Source organism: Flavobacterium amnicola (genome assembly GCF_004122165.1).
Classification (GTDB): domain Bacteria; phylum Bacteroidota; class Bacteroidia; order Flavobacteriales; family Flavobacteriaceae; genus Flavobacterium; species Flavobacterium amnicola.
The window spans coordinates 846,824-867,107 of record NZ_SBKO01000001.1; the positions used below are offsets into that span (position 1 = coordinate 846,824).

The 20,284-nt window shown below is 36.2% G+C and carries 19 protein-coding genes; 9 read left to right on the forward strand and 10 right to left on the reverse strand.

Features of this window, described 5'->3' with window-relative positions; genetic code table 11:
* The 3 genes from EQG63_RS03785 to hemH are packed head-to-tail and all read right to left on the reverse strand — an operon-like array spanning nucleotide 1 to nucleotide 3,048.
* Nucleotides 1-1,476: a sensor histidine kinase gene (locus tag EQG63_RS03785; RefSeq protein ID WP_129434583.1), complete on the reverse strand. Its 1,476-nt coding sequence runs from the start codon at nucleotides 1,474-1,476 to the stop codon at nucleotides 1-3.
* Nucleotides 1,477-2,028: a CopD family protein gene (locus EQG63_RS03790; protein ID WP_129434584.1), complete on the reverse strand. Its 552-nt coding sequence runs from the start codon at nucleotides 2,026-2,028 to the stop codon at nucleotides 1,477-1,479.
* Nucleotides 2,029-3,048 carry a ferrochelatase gene (hemH, locus tag EQG63_RS03795; RefSeq protein WP_129434586.1) on the reverse strand — a complete coding sequence of 340 codons (1,020 nt, stop codon included), beginning with the start codon at nucleotides 3,046-3,048 and terminating at the stop codon, nucleotides 2,029-2,031. It lies immediately after the preceding gene.
* A gap of 212 nt (nucleotides 3,049-3,260) precedes the next feature.
* Here hemH and EQG63_RS03800 point away from each other — a divergent pair, with 212 nt between their 5' ends.
* The 3 genes from EQG63_RS03800 to EQG63_RS03810 are packed head-to-tail and all read left to right on the forward strand — an operon-like array spanning nucleotide 3,261 to nucleotide 5,600.
* The gene (locus EQG63_RS03800; RefSeq protein WP_129434588.1) at nucleotides 3,261-3,980 is read left to right on the forward strand and encodes a hypothetical protein; all 720 of its coding nucleotides are present in this window, start codon (nucleotides 3,261-3,263) and stop codon (nucleotides 3,978-3,980) included.
* Between the two features lie 12 nt (nucleotides 3,981-3,992).
* Nucleotides 3,993-4,760, forward strand: coding sequence for a hypothetical protein (locus EQG63_RS03805; RefSeq protein WP_129434590.1), 768 nt, complete (start codon nucleotides 3,993-3,995; stop codon nucleotides 4,758-4,760).
* Nucleotides 4,761-4,772: 12 nt separating this feature from the next.
* Nucleotides 4,773-5,600, forward strand: a complete 828-nt coding sequence (locus tag EQG63_RS03810) for a hypothetical protein (RefSeq protein ID WP_129434592.1) — start codon at nucleotides 4,773-4,775, stop codon at nucleotides 5,598-5,600.
* A 51-nt stretch (nucleotides 5,601-5,651) separates the two neighbouring features.
* Here the strand turns inward: EQG63_RS03810 and EQG63_RS03815 are convergent, their stop codons facing one another.
* A complete protein-coding gene (locus EQG63_RS03815; protein WP_129434594.1) occupies nucleotides 5,652-6,518 on the reverse strand; it encodes a helix-turn-helix domain-containing protein in 867 nt (288 codons plus the stop codon).
* Nucleotides 6,519-6,754: 236 nt separating this feature from the next.
* Here EQG63_RS03815 and hemA point away from each other — a divergent pair, with 236 nt between their 5' ends.
* Together hemA and hemC are read left to right on the forward strand one after the other, a co-directional pair.
* Nucleotides 6,755-7,996 carry a glutamyl-tRNA reductase gene (hemA, locus tag EQG63_RS03820; protein WP_129434596.1) on the forward strand — a complete coding sequence of 414 codons (1,242 nt, stop codon included), beginning with the start codon at nucleotides 6,755-6,757 and terminating at the stop codon, nucleotides 7,994-7,996.
* Between the two features lie 9 nt (nucleotides 7,997-8,005).
* The gene (hemC, locus tag EQG63_RS03825; protein ID WP_129434598.1) at nucleotides 8,006-8,932 is read left to right on the forward strand and encodes a hydroxymethylbilane synthase; all 927 of its coding nucleotides are present in this window, start codon (nucleotides 8,006-8,008) and stop codon (nucleotides 8,930-8,932) included.
* Between the two features lie 76 nt (nucleotides 8,933-9,008).
* Here hemC and EQG63_RS03830 read toward each other — a convergent pair whose 3' ends face one another.
* Complete coding sequence (locus EQG63_RS03830) at nucleotides 9,009-9,599, reverse strand: DUF6705 family protein (RefSeq protein WP_129434600.1); 591 nt, start codon at nucleotides 9,597-9,599, stop codon at nucleotides 9,009-9,011.
* Nucleotides 9,600-9,614: 15 nt separating this feature from the next.
* On the reverse strand, nucleotides 9,615-11,147 hold the full coding sequence (locus tag EQG63_RS03835; protein ID WP_129434602.1) for a hypothetical protein: 1,533 nt from the start codon (nucleotides 11,145-11,147) through the stop codon (nucleotides 9,615-9,617).
* A gap of 99 nt (nucleotides 11,148-11,246) precedes the next feature.
* On the opposite strand from EQG63_RS03835, the gene EQG63_RS12410 reads away from it, so the two are divergent.
* Nucleotides 11,247-11,471 (forward strand): helix-turn-helix domain-containing protein, encoded by a 225-nt coding sequence (locus EQG63_RS12410; protein ID WP_129434604.1) that lies wholly within the window; start codon nucleotides 11,247-11,249, stop codon nucleotides 11,469-11,471.
* On the opposite strand, the gene EQG63_RS03845 is transcribed toward EQG63_RS12410, so the two are convergent.
* The gene (locus tag EQG63_RS03845) at nucleotides 11,468-13,288 is read right to left on the reverse strand and encodes a GNAT family N-acyltransferase (protein WP_129434606.1); all 1,821 of its coding nucleotides are present in this window, start codon (nucleotides 13,286-13,288) and stop codon (nucleotides 11,468-11,470) included. The genes EQG63_RS12410 and EQG63_RS03845 overlap by 4 nt on opposite strands.
* Before the next feature lie 194 nt (nucleotides 13,289-13,482).
* Between EQG63_RS03845 and EQG63_RS03850 the strand changes: the two genes are divergently transcribed.
* The 3 genes from EQG63_RS03850 (at nucleotide 13,483) to EQG63_RS03860 (ending at nucleotide 16,386) form a co-directional block, all read left to right on the forward strand.
* The gene (locus tag EQG63_RS03850) at nucleotides 13,483-14,244 is read left to right on the forward strand and encodes an exodeoxyribonuclease III (protein ID WP_129434608.1); all 762 of its coding nucleotides are present in this window, start codon (nucleotides 13,483-13,485) and stop codon (nucleotides 14,242-14,244) included.
* Nucleotides 14,245-14,262: 18 nt separating this feature from the next.
* Complete coding sequence (locus EQG63_RS03855; RefSeq protein WP_129434610.1) at nucleotides 14,263-15,249, forward strand: OmpA family protein; 987 nt, start codon at nucleotides 14,263-14,265, stop codon at nucleotides 15,247-15,249.
* 99 nt (nucleotides 15,250-15,348) lie between these two features.
* Entirely contained in the window at nucleotides 15,349-16,386 is a 1,038-nt protein-coding gene (locus tag EQG63_RS03860; protein WP_129434612.1) for an aldo/keto reductase, read from the forward strand.
* Between the two features lie 20 nt (nucleotides 16,387-16,406).
* Here the strand turns inward: EQG63_RS03860 and EQG63_RS03865 are convergent, their stop codons facing one another.
* Genes EQG63_RS03865 through radA form a run of 3 tightly spaced genes read right to left on the reverse strand, consistent with a single transcriptional unit; the run spans nucleotide 16,407 to nucleotide 20,279 of the window.
* Nucleotides 16,407-18,374 (reverse strand): transglycosylase domain-containing protein, encoded by a 1,968-nt coding sequence (locus tag EQG63_RS03865; protein ID WP_129434614.1) that lies wholly within the window; start codon nucleotides 18,372-18,374, stop codon nucleotides 16,407-16,409.
* Nucleotides 18,375-18,392: 18 nt separating this feature from the next.
* On the reverse strand, nucleotides 18,393-18,908 hold the full coding sequence (locus EQG63_RS03870) for a hypothetical protein (RefSeq protein ID WP_129434616.1): 516 nt from the start codon (nucleotides 18,906-18,908) through the stop codon (nucleotides 18,393-18,395).
* Nucleotides 18,909-18,917: 9 nt separating this feature from the next.
* A complete protein-coding gene (gene radA, locus EQG63_RS03875) occupies nucleotides 18,918-20,279 on the reverse strand; it encodes a DNA repair protein RadA (RefSeq protein WP_129434618.1) in 1,362 nt (453 codons plus the stop codon).
* Nucleotides 20,280-20,284: the final 5 nt, after the last annotated feature.

Here is a 20,284-nt window from a genome sequence, read left to right on the forward strand (position 1 = left end):
TTATTGATTTATGATGGGTAATTTAACTTTAAAAGTGGTTCCTTTTCCTAATTCTGATTTAAATGTAATGCTTCCGTTATAATTTTCGATAATATTTTTAATAATGGCAAGTCCTAGACCCATTCCGCTGGTTTTAGTTGTAAATTTTGGTTCAAAAATACGATCAAAATCATTCTTAGCAATCCCTTTTCCGTTATCGATAACTTTGATGATTGCATTGTTGTTCGATTTAGAGACCAATACTTTAATGGTTTTATGTTCTTGTTCTTCCGGAATGGCTTGAATGGCATTTTTAACCAAATTGGTAATAATTCTGACCAATTGCGTTCGATCAATTTTAGTGATGATTTCAGGCGATTCTGCTTCAAAAACAATAAAATCTTCGTTAAAAATATCTAAGGATAAATTAATGACATCTACAACGTTTAAGGTCTCGTTTTGTTGCGCCGGCATCGAAGCAAAATTAGAAAAGGCAGAAGCCACGGCACTCATGGTGTCTATTTGCTGAATTAACGTTTTAGAAAAATCTTTTAATTTTTTTTTGGAATTAGGGTCTTCGGGATTAAAACGCATTTCGAAACTCTGCACTGTTAATCGCATTGGAGTTAATGGGTTTTTAATTTCGTGTGCCACTTGTTTGGCCATTTCGCGCCAAGCGCCTTCACGTTCGCCTATAGCCAGTTTATTGGCACTTTCTTCCAATTCATCAATCATGTGGTTGTAAGAAGCAATCAGTCGATCAATCTCAGCACTATTAGTGACCAAATGGATTTTTTCATTTTTTTGAGTCAAACTCGTTTCGGTTAATCTTTTAGAAATAGTTTCTAACGATTTGGTAATGTATCGCGACAAATAAAAAGCTATCCAAATAGAAATAATTATCATTCCTAGGTAAACCAAACCAAATATCTTTAAGAAATTTTCAATTTCATTTTTATAATAGCTATCGTCTTGTTTGTATGGAAGTCTAATAATTCCGATGGGTTTGTTTTCGACGTGGTCAATAAGATAGCTGTACGAAAACTGATAGGTGTCTCCTTTGGCTTCCCCCAAACTAACGTATCGGTTTGAGATAGATCCTTTCAAATGCTGGATGATATTTTCAGAAATTAAGGGAGCGATTTGCCCTTTAATTCTTGGAGCTCTAGAGTTTATGATTAAGCGTCCGTTGAGATCATAGATGTCAATTTCTATATTATGAATGTCTGCAATTTCAAATATTTTTCCTTCGAAAATGGAAGCCAAATTTGCGGTTATTAACGGATGGGGAGTGGTTTCCATCACATATTCAATATGCTGTTTGATTTGCATTTCTTTTCGTAAAAGTCGCTCCTGATGGTATTCCTGACTTTCAAATTGGAAATGTAAAATAGAGACCAGTGCAATTAATACCGACGAAATAATGGTCACAAGAATCATAGCAAGAAAAATTCTTACTCGCAATGACCAATTTTTAATCGTAAAAAGGGTATTCATTTATGATTTACTTTCTCTTATTCGTTTGTAGAATTTATAGCCTAACATTAAAAGTACTGAAAAAAGAACAATTCCAACCACACCATAAATCCAATTGACAGCATTTTTAAGTATGACTAAGAAAACCACTGCAAATAAAATAATGGTTGCTCCTTCGTTCCAGAGACGGAAAAAACCGGAAGTATGTTTGACCTCGTTTTTTTGCAATTGTAAAAAGATTTGATGGCATTTCAAATGATACAAATACAACAAAAACACGAAGCCTAGTTTTACATGCATCCAAGGTTGGGTGAGCCATACTTGACCAATTTCGGTAAAAAACAACATCCAATAGGCAAAAAAACTAGCTAAAATAGCGCTTGGCCAAGTAATGATATACCACAAGCGGTACTGCATTATTTGATATTGGGTAATCAAAATGCTTTGCTCCGGCTCGGCTTTTTGTTTGGCTTCTGCATGATAGACAAAAAGACGTACCATGTAAAACAAGCCCGAAAACCATGTGATGACAAAGATGAGGTGAAGCGATTTCAGGTAGTTATAGATGTCCATTTAATTGTTATTTGACCAGTCGTTAATCCAATTGGCAATGGTATCCATCCAAGCTTCGTCTTCGTTTAAACATGGAATGGCTTTAAAATTTTCTCCTCCGTTTTCTACAAATTCTTCATGAGCTCGCATCCCAATTTCTTCCAAGGTTTCTAAACAATCGGCCACAAATGCTGGAGTAACCACCGCTAAATTCTTAATTCCTTTAGAAGGCATCTTGTTGATTTCAACGTCGGTATATGGATCCAGCCATTTGTCTCCCGCCAAACGCGATTGATAAGTCTGACTGTATTTTTCCTTTGGAATTCCTAATAGTTCGACCACTTGACGGGTAGTTTCGTGGCATTGATGACGGTAGCAAAACTCATGTGCTGGCGAAGCCGTTACACAACAAGTTTTGTTCATTTTACAATGTGATTTGGTAATATCGGTCTTGCGAATATGTCTTTCAGGAATGCCATGATACGAGAATAACAAATGATCGTAATCAAATCCTTCTAAATGATTTTTAATCGAATCGGCTAAATTTTGGATATAGTCTTTTTTGTTATAGAAGGAATTTATTACCTTAATTTTCATTTCAGGGAAATGTTTTTTGCGTAATTCTTCTGCTAAAACAATGATTGTTTTGGTAGATGCCATGGCATACTGAGGATACATTGGCAAAAGTAATATTTCTGTTACTCCTTTGTCTTTTAATTCTTGCATCCCTTTTTGAATCGTCATGGTGCCATAGCGCATGGCTAGTGCTACTGGGACATTCACTTTGTTTTGGACTTTTTTATGTACATTTTTTGAAATCACCACAAGCGGCGAGCCTTCTTTTGTCCAAATTTTGCTATAGGCTTCGGCAGCATTTTCGGGTCTTTTTCTTAAAATAATCCCGCGAACCAAAAAAGCTCTTAACAAATACGGGACATCAATCACATATTTATCCATTAAAAATTCATCTAAATACGGCTTAACGTCCTTGGGTGTAGGGCTTTCTGGTGATCCTAAATTAACTAATAATACTCCTTTCATAAAGGTTTTAAATTTTGATAAAAATACAAATTATTAGATTAATTGAATACATAAATCTGAATTGAAAAAATGATAAAAGAAATAACCAATAATGGGGAGTACACAATCAATTTCGTCGAAGTTTTTATCACTTTAAACGAATAATTTAATGTTTTGAAAATCATGTGATTAAAAATTGGTATTATTAAGTGTAATTTCCAAAAAAAGCACCCATGATAAAAAAATACCTTTTTTTTACATCCTTATTATGCCTTAATGCTTTTGCTCAGACAGGTGTTGGAATTGGAACCACAAATCCACAACAACAACTTCACTTAGCCGGTGCAACAGGTACCCTTAGAGTAGAAGGACTAAACAGTACTAACAATCCTTATAATGGTGGTGCTGGCAAAACATATCCTTTATATGTGAATAGTAATGGCGATTTGACCTTGCAACTGGCCACTTTTCAAAACAGTGATGGGACAGACGCATTGACTAGTTCAACACCATTGATTACAACTAACCTGACTATGATTGCGGGAGCTGGCTCTAGTACACAAAGTATTGTGATATTGCCTTATACGATTACCGTTAATAGAGCTGCCGTTTTAGAAATTAAGTACAACATTAGTTTTAATGTATACAGCACTGCCGTACTTACTAAAATTAAAGACATATACGCTAGAAGAATCTCTACTTTTTACACGGTTGATGGGGGAAGTAGAAGGTACGGGCAAGCTTCAAAATGTTATTATAATAACAATCAAGATATTGTGTTGGCAAACGCCGCTGAAGGAACAATGTATAACAGTAGTACCACCTATATACCGCTTACAGCTGGGACACATACTATTCGATTTTATGGGGAGCTAAATACTGGAGATGTTAGAAAAAACACCCATGTGGTTTTTGCACCAGATAACGATTCTGTTTTTATGCGTTTATACTAAAAATTTATAGACATGAAAAAAATACTATATATATCTTTTTTAATTTTTACTTGTGGGGTGTTTTCACAAGTAGGAATTGGAACTGCAAATCCTCAAAAAGAGTTGCATGTTGCTGGCACAACGTCTACTATTAGAATTGAAAAATTAGACGCGGTAAATAGTCCGACTTTAAATGACGGTGTAAAACTCGCACCTGTATATGTAACTGAAAATGGAGATTTAACGTTAACACCTCCCAATTATACAACAGCAGGACCTCCAGCTGTTCCTGGAGCTCCTTTGAATTTCTTAATTACTTTGCAAAATTTTATTCCAGATGGTGCTTTGGGGTATGGCGTAGTACTTAATAATGGTTTAGGAGTTACTAATGCTAGCGGCCTTATTCAAACAGTGCCTTTTACAGCTCCACAAAGTGCCTTAATTGAAGTCAAATATGGGGTTACTGTATTGTTGTCGGATGTTGATATCAATGTTGGGCCTTCGGCCTTTGCTGATATTTCTGCTCGAAATTTTAAGGTTTATTTTCATATAGATTTGAACAACGATGGCTTGGATGCTGCCGAGTTGTCTAAAAAATATGGGGTGAAAGGACAAAGCTATGCCTCTTTTAATCAAGGAATTATTGGATATCCTTACATGAACAGTCATGGCTATGCGAATATTCCCGCTGGGAATCATTCTCTAAAATTTTTCGCAGAGACGAACGATGGTACAAACTTATATACTAGTGCTGGGTTTGGTGGAGCGCAAGATTTTTTAAAAATTAGAATTTTTAATTAAAAACAGTAGCAAATGAAAACGTATATTCTTAGTATATTCAGTTTAATTCCAACACTAATAAGTGCGCAAATTGGAATTGGTACTAATACTCCGTTGGAAAAACTGCATGTAGCTGGTGCCACTTCAGGAGTTCGAATTGAGGGTTTAAACGCCCCTAATAACCCTTCAAATATGGGTACTGGTAGTTCTTCTAGAGTGTATGCGGATGCCGAAGGAGATTTGGTTTTAGGTACCGCTACAAGCGATGTTGAAGTGCTTTTTAGCCCTGATAATTATCTTTCCGACGCCGAAGATACAGGAGGTGCTGATGCTAATGTAATCAATCAAACCGGGACGGGTTCGGGGTATACTATAGCGGGTTGGCCAAGAGTTGTAGGTGCTGGATCTTCCAATTTTACGTTGACACGAAATGCCATTATAGAAATCAATTATTCGGTGTCTTGGAATATTGAAAAATCCAATATTCCCGTAAACGATCAACATGCGCGAATTGTACAAACTTTTTTATATTTGATAAAGGAAGATGCTCCCGGTGCAGGTTTGGTTCAATTTGACATTGATGGCAACCCTGTTAGTGGTGATCCTGCGTTTACCTATCCCTTAGGTATAAATGGACAATTTTATACCAATGGTGCTGATGGTGGGGGTGCGGCGGATGAAGGGGCTTATCAAGGCTTTCATAATACTGGAACAGATTATGTGAAATTGGGGCCAGGAAGATATCGTCCGATGTTTGCAGCGCAATTAGCCGTAGGAAATACCTCTGGTACAGGTGCTGTTCAAATGTTTTTGGGTACAGGTAATGATGAAGTACAAGTAATTGCGCACTATTATAATTAATGAAGTTATTCCACAAAAGTGAAAAGGGAAGTCCTACTAGGCTTCCCTTTTTTATAGACTTTTTTCTAAGATGTACTTTTTAGGGGTTGTACCAAATTTCTTTTTAAACGCTGCAATAAAATGACTGCCCGTACTATAGCCAATTTTTAAACCGGCTTCGTTCACGTTATAGGACCCAGAATCGAGCAGATTACGTGCATATTCCATTTTATAGTCGAATAAAAAACCGTAAACTGTATCGCCATAGATTTGCTTGAACCCAATTTTTAGTTTTTTTAAATTCAATCCCACTTGGTCTGATAATTCTTGAAGTCCTGGTGGTTCAGCCATGTTGGCAATAATAAGTTCTTTGGCTTTTTTGATTTTTTGAACGTTTTCTTCATCGATTAAAAACGGACATTGCTCTATATTAGGATCTTCACTTTTGTTAAAAAACAGACTCAAAAGTTCATATCCTTTGCCTTTGTAATAAAGGTTTTTGATGTTCTGATTTAAGTTATAATGAAACATTTGATTTAAAACAATCGCCATTGAAGGTGTGATGTTTTCTTCTCCGTAGTATTTTTTGTCTTTGTTTTGTTCGCTCAAAAAAGGAATGTGATCGGCTTCGGTAGTAAACAAACCATGGAATTTTTTTATTGAAATTAAAATGGAAATAATCCACGTTTTCGGTTCAATTTCTAAATGAAGTGGTAATTCTTTTTCTGGATTGTAAAACAACAATGATTTTTCTTCATCCAAATCTACAGTATAATTCCCTTGATTGAAGATGAATTTGGCTTTTCCTTTTAATCCAAAATGAAACTGAATCAATCCAGTTTTAACCTGACGTTCATATTTTACTTGTTCATTTTCATTGTTTTGAAAGCGTAACAAAATAAATTCATCGTCAATTTTTATTTCTTCTATAGCACTCATAGCGATACTTTTTTTATGCTGAAACGGGGTCAAATCGCAATAGCGAATTAATTTATTTAGAATCATTCTATTTAATTAACTTCAGAGGACTTGATTTTAGTGTAAAAATAAGATAAATATCGCTAAAAATACTTTTTACAATCAAAATAACTTATAGCGACACAAATAGTCCTTGTAGCGTTGTTTTTGTAAAAATATCAACGCTACTTTTGTATCATCATAAGGTTTAGAATTACATGACTCAAAATATACCTGTAAAAACAACTTCGTTCTATGCAATTGGGCTAAGCTATTTAAAAGCGGATGCCGAGATGAGAGGTAAATTTAGCTTGGATGAAAAAGCGAAAGAAAATTTGTTACAGCAGGCTAAAAATGAGGGTGTAGAAAGTCTAATCGTTACCTCTACTTGTAACAGAACCGAAATTTATGGTTTTGCACAACACCCCTTTCAACTTATAAAATTGCTTTGCGACAACAGCCAGGGAACCGTTGAAGATTTTCAAAAAGTGGCTTATGTTTACAAAAGTAGAGAAGCCATCACGCATTTATTCCGCGTTGGAACAGGTTTAGACAGTCAGATTTTAGGTGATTTTGAAATCATTGCCCAAATCAAGAGTAGTTTTTCCCAGTCCAAAGCAGTAGGCTTAGCCAATACCTATATGGAACGTTTGGTGAATGCGGTGATTCAAGCCAGCAAGCGTGTGAAAAATGAAACAGAAATTTCTTCTGGAGCGACTTCTGTTTCTTTTGCCTCAGTGCAGTATATTTTTAAAACAGTTCCGGATATTTCGGAAAAAAACATATTACTTTTCGGAACCGGAAAAATTGGAAGAAATACTTGTGAAAATTTGGTCAAGCATACCAAACACGATCAAATTACTTTGATTAACCGAACCAAAGACAAAGCAGAACGTTTGGCTAAAAAATTGAATGTAGTCGTAAAAGATTATATCGATTTGCAAGTGGAAATTCAAAAAGCAGATGTATTGGTGGTGGCCACTGGAGCTCAAAACCCAACCGTTGATAAGACCATTTTAAATTTAAAGCGACCATTACTTATTTTGGATTTATCGATTCCGAAAAATGTAAACGAAAACGTTCAAGATATCGAGGGTGTTACTTTGGTGCACATGGATCATTTGTCTCAAATTACAGATGAAACGCTTGAAAATAGAAAGAAATTCATCCCACAAGCCGAGGAAATTAATGAAGAAATCATCAATGAATTCATTACTTGGACAAAAGGCAGAAAATATGCGCCAACCATTCATGCCTTAAAAGCAAAACTCAATGCGATTAAGGAAAAGGAAATGCAAACGCATCGCAAGAAGATGGCTAATTTTGATGAAGAACAAGTCGATTTGATTAGTGATAAAATCATTCAAAAAATTACCAATCATTTTGCCAATCATTTGAAAGACGAAAATACGTCGGTAGACGAAAGTGTCGATTGGATCCAACGTGTTTTTCAACTTTAAAATTTTACCTTGAAGCAAAAAACGATAAAAATAGGAACTCGCGATAGCGAATTAGCGCTTTGGCAAGCCCATACGGTTGAAAAACAACTCAACGATTTGGGTTATACAACCGAAATTATTGCCGTAAAATCGCAAGGAGACATTATTCTAGATAAGCCTTTATACGAATTAGGAATCACAGGAATTTTTACCAAAACACTAGATGTGGCCATGATTTCGGGTCAGGTGGATATCGCGGTGCATTCGATGAAAGATGTGCCCACCGCGTTGCCTCAAGGAATCGTACAAGCTGCAGTACTAGAGCGTGCCAATGTAAATGATATTTTGGTGCACAAAGGGGATTTGTCTTTTTTTGAAACGGAAAGCACAATCGCCACCGGAAGTTTGCGTCGTCAAGCGCAATGGTTGCACAAATACCCACAGCATCAAACAGTCGATTTGCGCGGTAACGTGAACACACGACTTCAAAAATTACACGAAAGCACTTGGGGAGGAGCCATTTTCGCTGCTGCCGGTTTGGAGCGATTGAATTTGAAGCCCAATACCTTTATTGATTTAGATTGGATGATTCCTGCGCCCGCTCAAGGGGCCATGATGGTGGTCGCTATGGCAGAAGATACCTTTGCGTTAGATGCGTTGTCGCAACTCAATCATATTGAAACCGAGATTTGCACCTATATCGAACGCCAGTTTTTAAGAACCTTAGAAGGTGGTTGTACTGCGCCTATTGGAGCTTTGGCTACCTATAATGAAAAGACGGATGAAATTGATTTTAATGGGGCTTTGTTTTCGATTGACGGACAACAAAAACTTGAAATCAAGCGCTCATTTGCTATTTCCGAATGGAAAAAATTAGGATTTCATTGTGCCAAAGAAATTTTAGAAAATGGTGGGGCTGAGTTAATGAAGGAAATAAAAGAAAAGCTGAAAAAATAGTTTTTTTAAATTTACACTTAATAAAAACCCCCTTTATAGAGGGTTTTTAAAGTATCAACAAAGTTTTTGTAGTTTTTTAATTTACCTTTGTAAGTGTAATTACTGCATTTGGTAGAGGTACGGGTATGGTGCCATTATAGGGGCAATCAGGATCAAAAACAAAATGACCACGTGGTGAAAAAAGATAAGTTAGCTGGTTTGGGTTACTTAAGTTTCTTCTTAAAATTAATTCCCCTTCAGCATTGCAAAATTGAGGGTCTGAATAGGCAAATTTAAATTGATTGTTTATGCCAGTTCCTACGCTAAATATAGGTGCTGGTAGTGGGCTATTCATAGAGCTTGCAATAATTGTGGTACTTGGCATTTCTGGATTGCCACTATACAACTCATACCTTCCAAACATTTCATCTTCATACCAGTAGCTACCATCACCATTTGTATGCTTGTTTTTTGTTGATTTTGTAATTAATAAAAATATGTATTTGCCTTCATATTCACCTTTCCATATACCTGTATAATAAGACATCCTATTGTTCATATCTTTTAAATAGGTACCACTGGTTATTTCATATCTGTACACTGTGCCTAATTCTTCAATCCTGCCTTCTTGCGCTTTACAAGCAAGGATATTTATTAACATTAAAATTAAAAAAATTCTTTTTTTCATATTCTTTGTTGTTTTTTAGTTACAAGGTGTTGGAATTACTTGATTTGTTCTATTGTCAATGGATAATTTTGCCCAAGCAGTATGATCACCATTTGTTGCTTTGTATAATCCTACCCTACCTGTTATATTAGATTTTTTCATATTATTTAACAGCATTTTTTCAAGAAATGTTGCTGTTAAAACACCATCTTCTTTTTTTTCATCTACATCTTTCAAATATTTGCTTTTAAATTCAGCTAACTTTATGGGACTAGCATTTGGACCAAAAATTGCATTAAAAGAAGCAGTATCAAAATTTTCTAACATCAAGGCATAAGTTCCCTGACTAGTAACAATTATTACGCCAACTTCGCTCAAAGGTAAGCCTAAATTTGTTGCATTTCTCGCGTGATCTTTTATTAGGCCTGTAAAATCACCTGGGGAGGGTATTTTAATAGTATGTACAAGTTCACCTGTTATTGGATCTGTGTAATCGTTATTATGAGCATGTACACTAAAATAAGCACCTACACCTTGAATATTTACCGCATTTCGTCCATCTGGAAGTAATATTGGATATTTAACCGGATTTAGTTGATCATTAGGGTCTATAGTCACACCAAAACCACTTTCGTGAGTTTTATTTAAAATAGTAGGCGTATTCAATGCATTGGTTCTGTTTTTTATGTCTGCTTGTAAAGGGTTAGCAAATTTCTTTTTTAAGGAATTACAAGGATCGGGTTGCTCCGCATCAGACATGGCTGGAACCGTCAGAATCTCTGTGTTGTGATTTTCTGTTGCAGTGGTTGTATTAGTTGTTTCTGTAGGACTTGTGGTTGAGCCACTACTTCCTGTGTTTTCTTCTGAGGTAGGAGTCATTATAACATCTCCTAAATCAGTATTGGGGTCATTATCCGTACCACCTGTCCCTTCTGAAAAGACAAAACAATATTGAGAGGAAGTTGCACCGGCACAGCTATCTGTACCAGCTTGGTGCGATTCGGTATTTGGATTTGTACATGGCATTAAAATATTCCAACAAATCAATACTCGACTCGTGGCTGATGTATATGGTCTGTTATTGTAAACAATAGGAATGATTTGAGCCTTTCCTGTAAAAGTAGAAAAGCTGATAATTGGTGTTTCACTTTTGTATTTTAAAATAAAGGCCTTTGTTTCTTCCGTATAATTATTTACTTGAATAACCAGGTTTTCTATGTTATTGGTTGGAGTTATAGTGTCTCTTTTTATGGATAACGTGTAGGAAGTGATAGAATCACTTAATACTTCATTTGCATATTCACTTGTAATGGTAAACCCATATTGTTCTTCCATTACGGTTCTTCCAAAAGTATTTACTACAGTAAATTTTCTTTTAGGTAGTTTTTGATAACTTGAAATGAATCGTTTTTCTTTAAATAATTTAGTAACCTTTTTACGTGTAATTAATAAATCTTTGTTATGGTCAAATTGTTGTAGTTCTTCTTCTTGTAAGGAACAACTAAACAATGTTATTCCTACCAAAAGCATCGTTGTTAGTAAATAGATTGTCTTGAGTTTTTGTTTCATGTAATTTAACTTAGTTTGTTTGTGGTAAAACTAATGAAACAAATCAATATAGGACAATAACTCCTATAGTAAATTTTATCAACAAAGCCACTTTTGTGTGTGCGAAAAAAAGTTGATAAAATATTTTTAGAAAAATTTGGGTCTAACTTGAAAATGATTAGGGAGTCTAAGAATGTTACACAAGCCCAGTTAGCAATTGATTGTGATTTTGATGTTTCGGTAATAAGTAGAATAGAAAGGGGTGTGGTAAACACTTCTTTAGATAACATTAGATTAATAGCTATCTCTCTTCAAATAGAAGTAAAGCAACTTTTTGATTTTTAATTCTTCTCGTTCTCTTCTCTTTCGGAGTGTTTTCTTTCCAATTCCGCTTGAAATTCTTCCATAACAGGTTTTACCGTGCTGTCTGGTAAGTCGGAAATTCGGATGTACATCAAACCATCTACCGCATTATTAAATAAAGGATCGACATTAAATGCTACGACACGCGCATTTTGTTTAATGTACTTTTTGATTAAAACAGGCAAACGTAAACTGCCTGGCTCTACTTCATCAATAATTTTGTCAAACTTATTCAAATCGGCTTCCGCTTCGTTAAAAACGAAATCTTTGTCCGCATCTTTCAGTTTCACACGGTATTCTTTTTTAGGATGGATGTATTGTGCTACATACGGATCGTAAAAATGCGATTTCATGAATTCAATCATCAAGGATTTTGAGAATTCTGAAAACTGATTACTAATACTTACTCCTCCAATTAAGAATTTATGTTCTGGGTAACGTAAAGTAGTGTGAACAATACCTTTCCATAATAAGAACAAAGGCATTGGTTTTTGCTGGTATTCGGCTTTGACGAAAGCACGTCCCATTTCGATAGATTTACTCATCATATCGTATAATTCAGGCTCAAAACGGAATAAATCTTGTAGATAAAAACCATTAATACCATGTTCGGCAAAAATTTGAGAGCCCAATCCCATTCGGTAAGCTCCTGCAATTTCTTTGGTGTCGTCATCCCAAAGGAACATGTGGTGGTAATAATCGTCAAATTTATCTAAATCGATGGATTCGTTGGTACCTTCTCCTACAGCTCTAAACGTGATTTCGCGCAAACGACCAATTTCATGCAAAATATTCGGAATATCGTCCGCTTTGGTCAGATAGACTTCGTAATTTTTGCTTTGTAGTAATCGAGCATCCATGCTGCGAAGTTTTTCCACTTCGGCAATCATTTTTTCCTGATTGGCACCTGTAACAATTTGTTTGGCAGGTTTAGCAGGCGCTTTTAAAATAGTCGGAGTGGTTAAGAGCTTCGAATCTTTTTCATACGCATTAGCCAACATATAGGTTTTTTTGCGTAAAAATTCGGTGTATTCTTCTATGGTTTGGTGTTCGTTTTGTTCGGCAACCGAAATCGGTTTTCCAATACGAACTTTAATAACTCGGTCTTTTTGGGTTAGTAATTCCGAAGGCAATTTAGCCGTGCGTAATGTGCCGCTTATTTTCGATAAAAAGTAAAATAATTTACTGTTATTCGCGTGAAAATAAATAGGAACTACTGGAACTTGGGCTTTTCGAATCACTTTTATCGCGCCTTCTTCCCAAGCTTTATCCACAACTAATTTTTCATCTTTGTAGGTTGAAACTTCGCCAGCAGGAAACATTCCCAAAGGTTTTCCGTCGCTTAAATGACGAAACGTTTCTTTTAAACCAATAACACTCGATTTGGAATCCTTGTGCGTTTCAAAAGGATTAACCGGCATAATATACGGTTTTAAAGGTTCGATTCGATGCAATAAAAAATTAGCAATGATTTTGAAATTGGGTTCACGTTCCAACATCAATTTCAACAATAAAATCCCGTCAATTCCTCCAAGCGGATGGTTGGAAATGGTAATGTATGGACCTTCTTTCGGGAGTCTTTTTAAATCTTCTTCGTGGATTTCAAACTTAATTTGAAATTCATCCAATATAGCATTCAGGAATTCTACATCTTTCAAATGTTTATTCCTGTCGTAAATCTTATTAAGCGTAGAAATTTGAAGCACTTTCATCAATAACCAACCCGAAAAAGTTCCTAGAACTCCATATTTATCGGCGTTAATTGCTTTGGCAACTTCTTTGGCGGTAACTAAACCCATTTACGTTTTCTAATTAATGCAAGTTACAAATATAGCAAAAGTTGTGGTAAAAGGGAAGTAAAACCCTTTTTAAAATCCAAATATTTTAAAATTTTAACTTGAAAAGTCTGATAATAAGTTGTTTATAAAACTATGTGAAATTTGTTTTTTGTTGAAGCTTTTTTGGCTATTTTTGAAGAAATTCAGAATTTATAATGAAAATCATTTCCTATAATGTTAACGGCATTCGTGCAGCCATAACTAAAGGTTTTTTAGACTGGTTGCAAGCTGCAAATCCAGACGTAATTTGCCTTCAAGAAATCAAAGCCACACAAGATCAAATTCCGGTGATGGAAATTGAATTGGCAGGTTACCCGTTTCAATATTATTTTCCAGCAGAGAAAAAAGGATACAGTGGCGTAGCCATTCTTTCTAAAGTGGCACCTAAAAATGTCGTTTTTGGAACTGGAATCCCACACATGGATTTTGAAGGACGTAATCTTCGTGTTGATTTTGACGACTTTTCTGTAATGAGTTTGTATTTGCCTTCGGGGACAAACGACGATAGATTGAGCCATAAATTCATGTACATGGATGATTTTCAAGCGTACATTAACGAATTAAAAAAGGAAGTGCCCAATCTTATCATTTGTGGCGATTACAACATTTGTCACGAGGCGATTGACATTCATAATCCGGCGCAAAATGCCAAAACATCAGGATTTTTACCGGAAGAACGCGCTTGGTTAGATGCTTTTATGAAGTCTGGATTTGTCGATAGTTTCCGTCATTTTAACAAAGAACCACATCATTACAGTTGGTGGAGTTACCGCGCTGGTGCTCGTGGCAATAACAAAGGTTGGAGAATCGATTATAATTTGGTTTCCGAACCCTTAAAAGAACGAATGAAACGTGCTTTAATTTTACCCGAAGCAAAACATTCTGACCATTGTCCCGTTTTAGTAGAAATTGAATAACCCAAAAATACCACAATCATGATAAAAAAAATGTCACTAGGCCTACTGGTTTTAGCCTTGAACACCTCATGTGTTTCTAAAAAAATATACGCCGATTTAGAAAATAAATTTGCCGAATTAAAAAAAGAACGTAATGCCCTTTCGGATGAAAACGAATCCTTAAAAACGGGAAAAACACAGTTGGAAAATGATCTAGCATCGGCAAAAGCAGAATTAGAAAAAGCGAAAAATGATTTGGATAAACTTCGCTTGGATCGCGATAAGTTAGCTGCCGATTATACGGCATCGAGTAATAATTTGAAAAACTTACAAAACTCGTACAGTGCTTTAGAAAAAAACAGCGACGAAGCCTTAAAAGCGAATATGGATAAAAACCGTGAGCTTTTGGCGCAATTGGAAGCAAAGGAAAAAGCCCTAGCAGCCGAAAAATCACGTTTGGAAAAACTAAGCAAAGATTTTAAAGACCGTTCGGATAGAGTCAATGAACTGGAAAGTTTAATTGCAGCGAAAGAAGCGTCGATGAAAAAACTAAAAGAAACACTTTCGAAATCACTAAAAGCATTCGAAGGAAAAGGGCTTACCGTACAGCAAAAAGACGGGAAAGTATACGTTTCTATGGAAAACAAATTACTTTTCGAATCAGGTAGCTGGACCGTTGGTGCTGAAGGTAAAAAAGCTGTGGATTTAGTGGGTAAAGTGCTGGGCGATAATCCTGATATTTCCGTATTAATTGAAGGCCATACCGATAACGACAAAATAACCGGAACTATTGGTGGTGGAATTGAAAATAACTGGGATTTATCGACCAAAAGAGCTACAGCCATTGTGAATATCTTATCGGCCAATGCAAAAGTGAAAAAGGAGAATTTAACGGCTGCAGGACGTGGCGAATATTTTCCATTGGTAGGGAATGATACTCCTGATGGAAAAGCGAAAAACAGACGTATTGAATTTATTCTTACGCCAAAATTAGACGAATTAAGCAAAGCGTTAAACGATTTGTAAAAGAAGATAGTAGGTTTAAAAAAGGTTCAGAAATTCTGGACCTTTTTTATTGCAATTCCAGAACGCACTTTTTTATCTTTGTACAATTATTTTTCAAAAATGAAATACAACTTCCTACCCAATTCATCACTAGAAGTCAGCGAAATTTGCTTGGGCACCATGACTTTTGGCAATCAAAATACAGAAGCCGAAGCACATCAACAACTTGACTATGCTTTTGAACGCGGCATCAATTTTATAGATACCGCCGAAATGTACCCGATTGGTGGGAACGAACATATTTTTGGAAGTACCGAACGTTATATCGGCACTTGGTTGGCTAAAAACCAACACAAAAGGGAGAAACTGGTGGTTGCTACTAAAATTGCTGGACCCAATCGCGGTATGGGCTATATTCGTCAGCCTTTAGATTTTTCAAAGAAAAGTTTGCACGAAGCTGTCGATTTAAGTTTGAAAAACCTTCAAACCGATTATATCGATTTGTACCAAACGCACTGGCCAGAACGCGTTATGAATATGTTTGGTAAACGTGGACTTACCGAAACCGATACGCAATGGCAAGACAATGTTCTCGAAGTTTTGACTGTTTTTGATGGATTGATCAAAGAAGGAAAAATAAAACATATCGGCCTTTCGAATGAAAATCCATGGGGCGTGATGAAGTTTCTCAACGAAGCTGAAAAACATAATTTACCACGAATTGCAACCATTCAAAATCCATTTTCGTTATTAAATCGCTTGTTTGAAGTAGGACTTTCAGAAATCTGTATGCGTGAAAATGTGGGTTTATTGGCATATTCCCCTTTAGGTTTCGGGTTTTTAACTGGGAAATACCTAAACAGCACACCACCCAATTCAAGAATGGGAACGTTTCCCAATTTTGTGCGCTATACCAATGAAAATTGCTACAAAGTCACCCAATTATACCAAGAATTAGCACACAGTTTAGGTTTGACAGTAACGGAATTAGCCATTGCTTTCGTACACCATCAACCATTTGTCACCTCGACCATTATTGGCGCCACTACTTTAGATCAATTGGAAGAAAACATCAATGCATTTGAAGTTCGCTTAACCGATGAAGTGATTGCTGCTATAGATAGAATTCAGGAGTTGCATCCGAATCCCGCGCCATAATAAACCCGATAGGTCAAAGCTTAATTAAAAAATTCGCTTTCTGGCACTAAAAGTGTATCAGAGGGAATAGAATCCTGCACTACTTTTAACTTTAAAAATGAACGGGCTCTTCCCGAAACAGTAATCGGAACCGATTGTCCAATAGTGTCTTCAGGAGTGATTAAAGCACGACGAAGCATTAAGTTTTTGATGAATTTTTGCTGTTTTACGGCGTATGATTTTTGCAAACCTTCTTCGTTAAACTGGTACATGAATTTTTTAGGTTTCGGAACAATGGAAGCTAAAAATAAGCATTCATTGAGATTTAGATTTCTTGGGGTTTTTTGAAAATAAAATTTCGAGGCTTCGCCAATTCCATACACATCTGGACCAAATTCAATGACATTGAAATACACTTCTAGCATACGTTCTTTGGAAGCAATTCGATTGTTTTCAAGGATGTACACCAATAAAATCTCTTCTAATTTTCTAGACAAAGTTTTTTCTCTTGTAAGAAAGACATTTTTAACCAATTGCATACTTATGGTACTGGCACCACGTGCAAACTTTTTGGTTCGGATGTTTTTGGCAATCGATTGTTTAAAAGCTTCCGAAATAAAACCTCTATGATGCATAAAAGAAGGATCTTCATTGGTTAAAACGGCATGTTTTAAATAGGGTGAAATTGAATCTAGCGGTGTAAAATTTGGATTGGATTTTCCGACAAAAATAGAACGTTGTGCTCTTCCATTTTCGATAGCAGCATAACTAAACTCGGTGTTTAATTTCTCTAAGTTGGCCTCGCCGTATTTCAAAATTTTCAAGTTGTTTTTGTTGAATTTGCTTTCAAAAATCAGTTGGTTGGGTTTGTTTTTGTTGAATTCGAAATCCAAATTATAATCAAATTCGCCTTCCGCTTGCATGCCTTCAAAATGAGTGAACAAACCATTCGGCAAGGATTCGATAAAATCTTGCGCCTTCATTTTGTTGATATTTAACTTCAATTTGTAAAGGGTGTCTTCTTCGGTGTTGTATTCTAAATAAGGTTCAATTTTTATTTTATTCAATTGGGCTGAAGACGTGTGGTCGAGGGCTATAAAATCGCTTCCTAATAAAAATTTATAATCAAATTGGGCTTGTTGTACCACCACATCTTTTTTGGCGATTTTGGGATGATTTACCGTTAAATTTTCTACCGATACGATGCCGTCAATATGCAATTCACTAAATCCCATTTCGATGCGATCCAATTGGACTCTAATCTTGTCAAAACTCGATTTTAGTCCAAATTTTTCATCGATATAAGGGATTTGAATTTTGGTAGTATCCGCCGATGCAAAAGTAATGTCAGCCTTTTTATCTCTCGGATTCGCGTAGCCTTTTATATTCCAATCTTGTGCAAAAGTATTGGTGGTCACGTGTATGTTGGTGTTGAGTTGTTCATCAACCAATTGCAAATGGTTCATGTGAAAATTCACTTTCTTTCCCATGTCATTCACACGAAGCGAAAGATTATCCAAATTCATTTCTGATGGAATCAGATTAAGTAATTTGCTTAAAATGCGATTGGCTATTTGGGCATAATTACGTTTCTCTGTAGTCGTTTGTTCGTTTTTGTCTTTCTTTAAAAACGCATCAAAATTTCTTCCGTTTTCGTTTTTCACCAATTGAATAAAACCGTTTTTCATTTCAAGATTTTTCAACTGTACATCACCCGTAACCATTTGTAAGAGACTGATTTCTGTCGTAATTTTTTCAACGGAAAGTAGCGTATCTTTTTCGAAAGGAATAATGTGAATGTTATCGAGAGTGATGCTTGAAGTACCGACGAACTTTGCGTTTCCAACAGAAAAAGTAGCATTGTAATCGGATTTGAATTTGTGTTCTACTTTTTGTAGTACTTGTTGCAAAATAGTATCACGGAAGAAATAAATACTTCCTACGGCAAGTACAATAAGTACTAGTGTTATTTTAAGAATCAGAAAAAACCATTGTTTTCTTGTTCTCATGGTGGGGATGAATTGGGATTATTGAGAAAGCGAAGCTACAAAATCTTCGACTTCTTTTTTCTGTAAAGCGTATTTTTCTTGTAATGCTGAACCAATTCCCATTTTAGCATAATAGTCTAAAGCCTTGTTGGCAAAGAAGAGCTGTTGGTGTTTGGGAACATCTGGCACTTGCGGATAGGTTTTGTGAAACAACATTTCGTAATACGCTTGCCATTCGCGTTCGTTCCGGTCGTCTATGAAATTTCCAATGGCTTTTTGCCCTACATGAATCATTTCGTGTGCGATTAAGTTGAGCATTAACGTAAACTCAAATTCAAAGGTATTTTCCGGAATTCGGATTACTTGTGGCAAACCAAAAGTACCTTCGGTGGTCATTAAAATGTATTTGGGTTCGGCTTTTTCGCGCAATTGAAATTCTCCGAAGTTAGGGTGTTTGATGTCATACGCTTCAATCACAAAATTAGCTGCCGCGATGGTTTCCCCTAATTCGTGATAGGTTTGGATGGTTTGTAGTATTTCCGAGTAGGGTTTCATAAATAAATTTTACCCAAACAATTCGCTCGCCACGTCTTCAATCTTCGCTACCATTTTGATTTTGATTGCGGTATTTTTCAAAGTGACTTTGTTGTATTTGGAAATAAAGATGGTTGAAAATCCTAATTTTTCGGCTTCTTGAATGCGCTGGTCGACACGATTTACGGGACGAATTTCGCCCGAAAGTCCTACTTCGCCTGCAAAGCAAAAATCTTTATCGATCGAGATGTCTTCGTTAGAAGATAAAATAGCGGCTACTACTGCCAAATCGATGGCGGTGTCATCTACCGAAATACCCCCCGTAATGTTTAAAAAGACGTCTTTTGCTCCTAAACGAAACCCGGCACGTTTTTCCAAAACGGCCAAAATCATGTTCAGTCGTTTGGCATTGTAACCTGTGGTACTTCGTTGTGGCGTGCCATAAACGGCAGTTGAAACTAGCGCTTGAATTTCTATCATTAAAGGACGCATGCCTTCTAGAGTAGAAGCAATGGCGGTTCCTGATAATTCCTCGTTTTTGTGTGAAATTAAGATTTCAGATGGGTTGGAAACTTCTCGTAATCCGGAGCCTTGCATTTCATAAATGCCCAATTCGGCCGTAGAACCAAAACGGTTTTTAAGCGAACGCAAAATGCGGTACACGTGATTTCGGTCCCCTTCGAATTGCAAAACGGTATCGACCATGTGTTCCAAAATTTTAGGGCCAGCAATGGTGCCATCTTTGGTGATATGGCCAATTAAAATCACCGGAACATTGGTTTCTTTGGTAAATTTTATCAATTCTGCGGTGGTTTCGCGAATTTGCGAAATGCTTCCGGCAGAAGACTCGATATAATCAGTATGAAGCGTTTGAATCGAATCGATAATCACGATTTCAGGTTCTATTTCTTCAATTTGGCGAAAGATGTTTTGTGTTTTGGTTTCGGTTAAAATATAGCAATTATCGCTGTCGGGTGTAATTCTCTCGGCGCGCATTTTGATTTGCTTCTGACTTTCTTCTCCCGAAACGTATAAGGTTTTGTAGGGTAATTTTAAAGAAATTTGAAGTAACAAGGTGCTTTTTCCGATACCCGGTTCACCACCTAAAAGCGTTAAAGAGCCTGGAACTAATCCGCCTCCTAAAACACGATTTAGTTCGCCGTCGGTTGTATCCATTCGGATTTCTTCACCCGAATCGATTTCTTTTATTTTTAAGGGTTTAGAAGCCTTTTTAACCGAAGAAGTTTCGGTTTTCCAACTTGCTTTTTCTTCCTTTTGAATAATTTCTTCAACAATCGTATTCCATTCTTTGCAAGCGTTGCACTGACCTTGCCATTTGGCATATTGGCTTCCGCAGCTTTGGCAAAAAAAAGACGTTTTTATTTTGGCCATGTATC

What these genes read in the sequence shown, in the direction of transcription:
- EQG63_RS03805 (WP_129434590.1), top strand. Translation starts at nt 3,993, where the DNA reads ATGAAAAAAATACTATATATATCTTTTTTAATTTTTACTTGTGGGGTG.
- radA (WP_129434618.1), bottom strand. Translation starts at nt 20,279, where the DNA reads ATGGCCAAAATAAAAACGTCTTTTTTTTGCCAAAGCTGCGGAAGCCAA.
- EQG63_RS03860 (WP_129434612.1), top strand. Translation starts at nt 15,349, where the DNA reads ATGAAATACAACTTCCTACCCAATTCATCACTAGAAGTCAGCGAAATT.
- EQG63_RS03830 (WP_129434600.1), bottom strand. Translation starts at nt 9,599, where the DNA reads ATGAAAAAAAGAATTTTTTTAATTTTAATGTTAATAAATATCCTTGCT.
- EQG63_RS03785 (WP_129434583.1), bottom strand. Translation starts at nt 1,476, where the DNA reads ATGAATACCCTTTTTACGATTAAAAATTGGTCATTGCGAGTAAGAATT.
- EQG63_RS03835 (WP_129434602.1), bottom strand. Translation starts at nt 11,147, where the DNA reads ATGAAACAAAAACTCAAGACAATCTATTTACTAACAACGATGCTTTTG.
- EQG63_RS03845 (WP_129434606.1), bottom strand. Translation starts at nt 13,288, where the DNA reads ATGGGTTTAGTTACCGCCAAAGAAGTTGCCAAAGCAATTAACGCCGAT.
- EQG63_RS03870 (WP_129434616.1), bottom strand. Translation starts at nt 18,908, where the DNA reads ATGAAACCCTACTCGGAAATACTACAAACCATCCAAACCTATCACGAA.
- EQG63_RS03790 (WP_129434584.1), bottom strand. Translation starts at nt 2,028, where the DNA reads ATGGACATCTATAACTACCTGAAATCGCTTCACCTCATCTTTGTCATC.
- EQG63_RS03815 (WP_129434594.1), bottom strand. Translation starts at nt 6,518, where the DNA reads ATGAGTGCTATAGAAGAAATAAAAATTGACGATGAATTTATTTTGTTA.
- hemA (WP_129434596.1), top strand. Translation starts at nt 6,755, where the DNA reads ATGACTCAAAATATACCTGTAAAAACAACTTCGTTCTATGCAATTGGG.
- EQG63_RS03850 (WP_129434608.1), top strand. Translation starts at nt 13,483, where the DNA reads ATGAAAATCATTTCCTATAATGTTAACGGCATTCGTGCAGCCATAACT.
- EQG63_RS03800 (WP_129434588.1), top strand. Translation starts at nt 3,261, where the DNA reads ATGATAAAAAAATACCTTTTTTTTACATCCTTATTATGCCTTAATGCT.
- EQG63_RS03855 (WP_129434610.1), top strand. Translation starts at nt 14,263, where the DNA reads ATGATAAAAAAAATGTCACTAGGCCTACTGGTTTTAGCCTTGAACACC.
- EQG63_RS03865 (WP_129434614.1), bottom strand. Translation starts at nt 18,374, where the DNA reads ATGAGAACAAGAAAACAATGGTTTTTTCTGATTCTTAAAATAACACTA.
- EQG63_RS03810 (WP_129434592.1), top strand. Translation starts at nt 4,773, where the DNA reads ATGAAAACGTATATTCTTAGTATATTCAGTTTAATTCCAACACTAATA.
- hemH (WP_129434586.1), bottom strand. Translation starts at nt 3,048, where the DNA reads ATGAAAGGAGTATTATTAGTTAATTTAGGATCACCAGAAAGCCCTACA.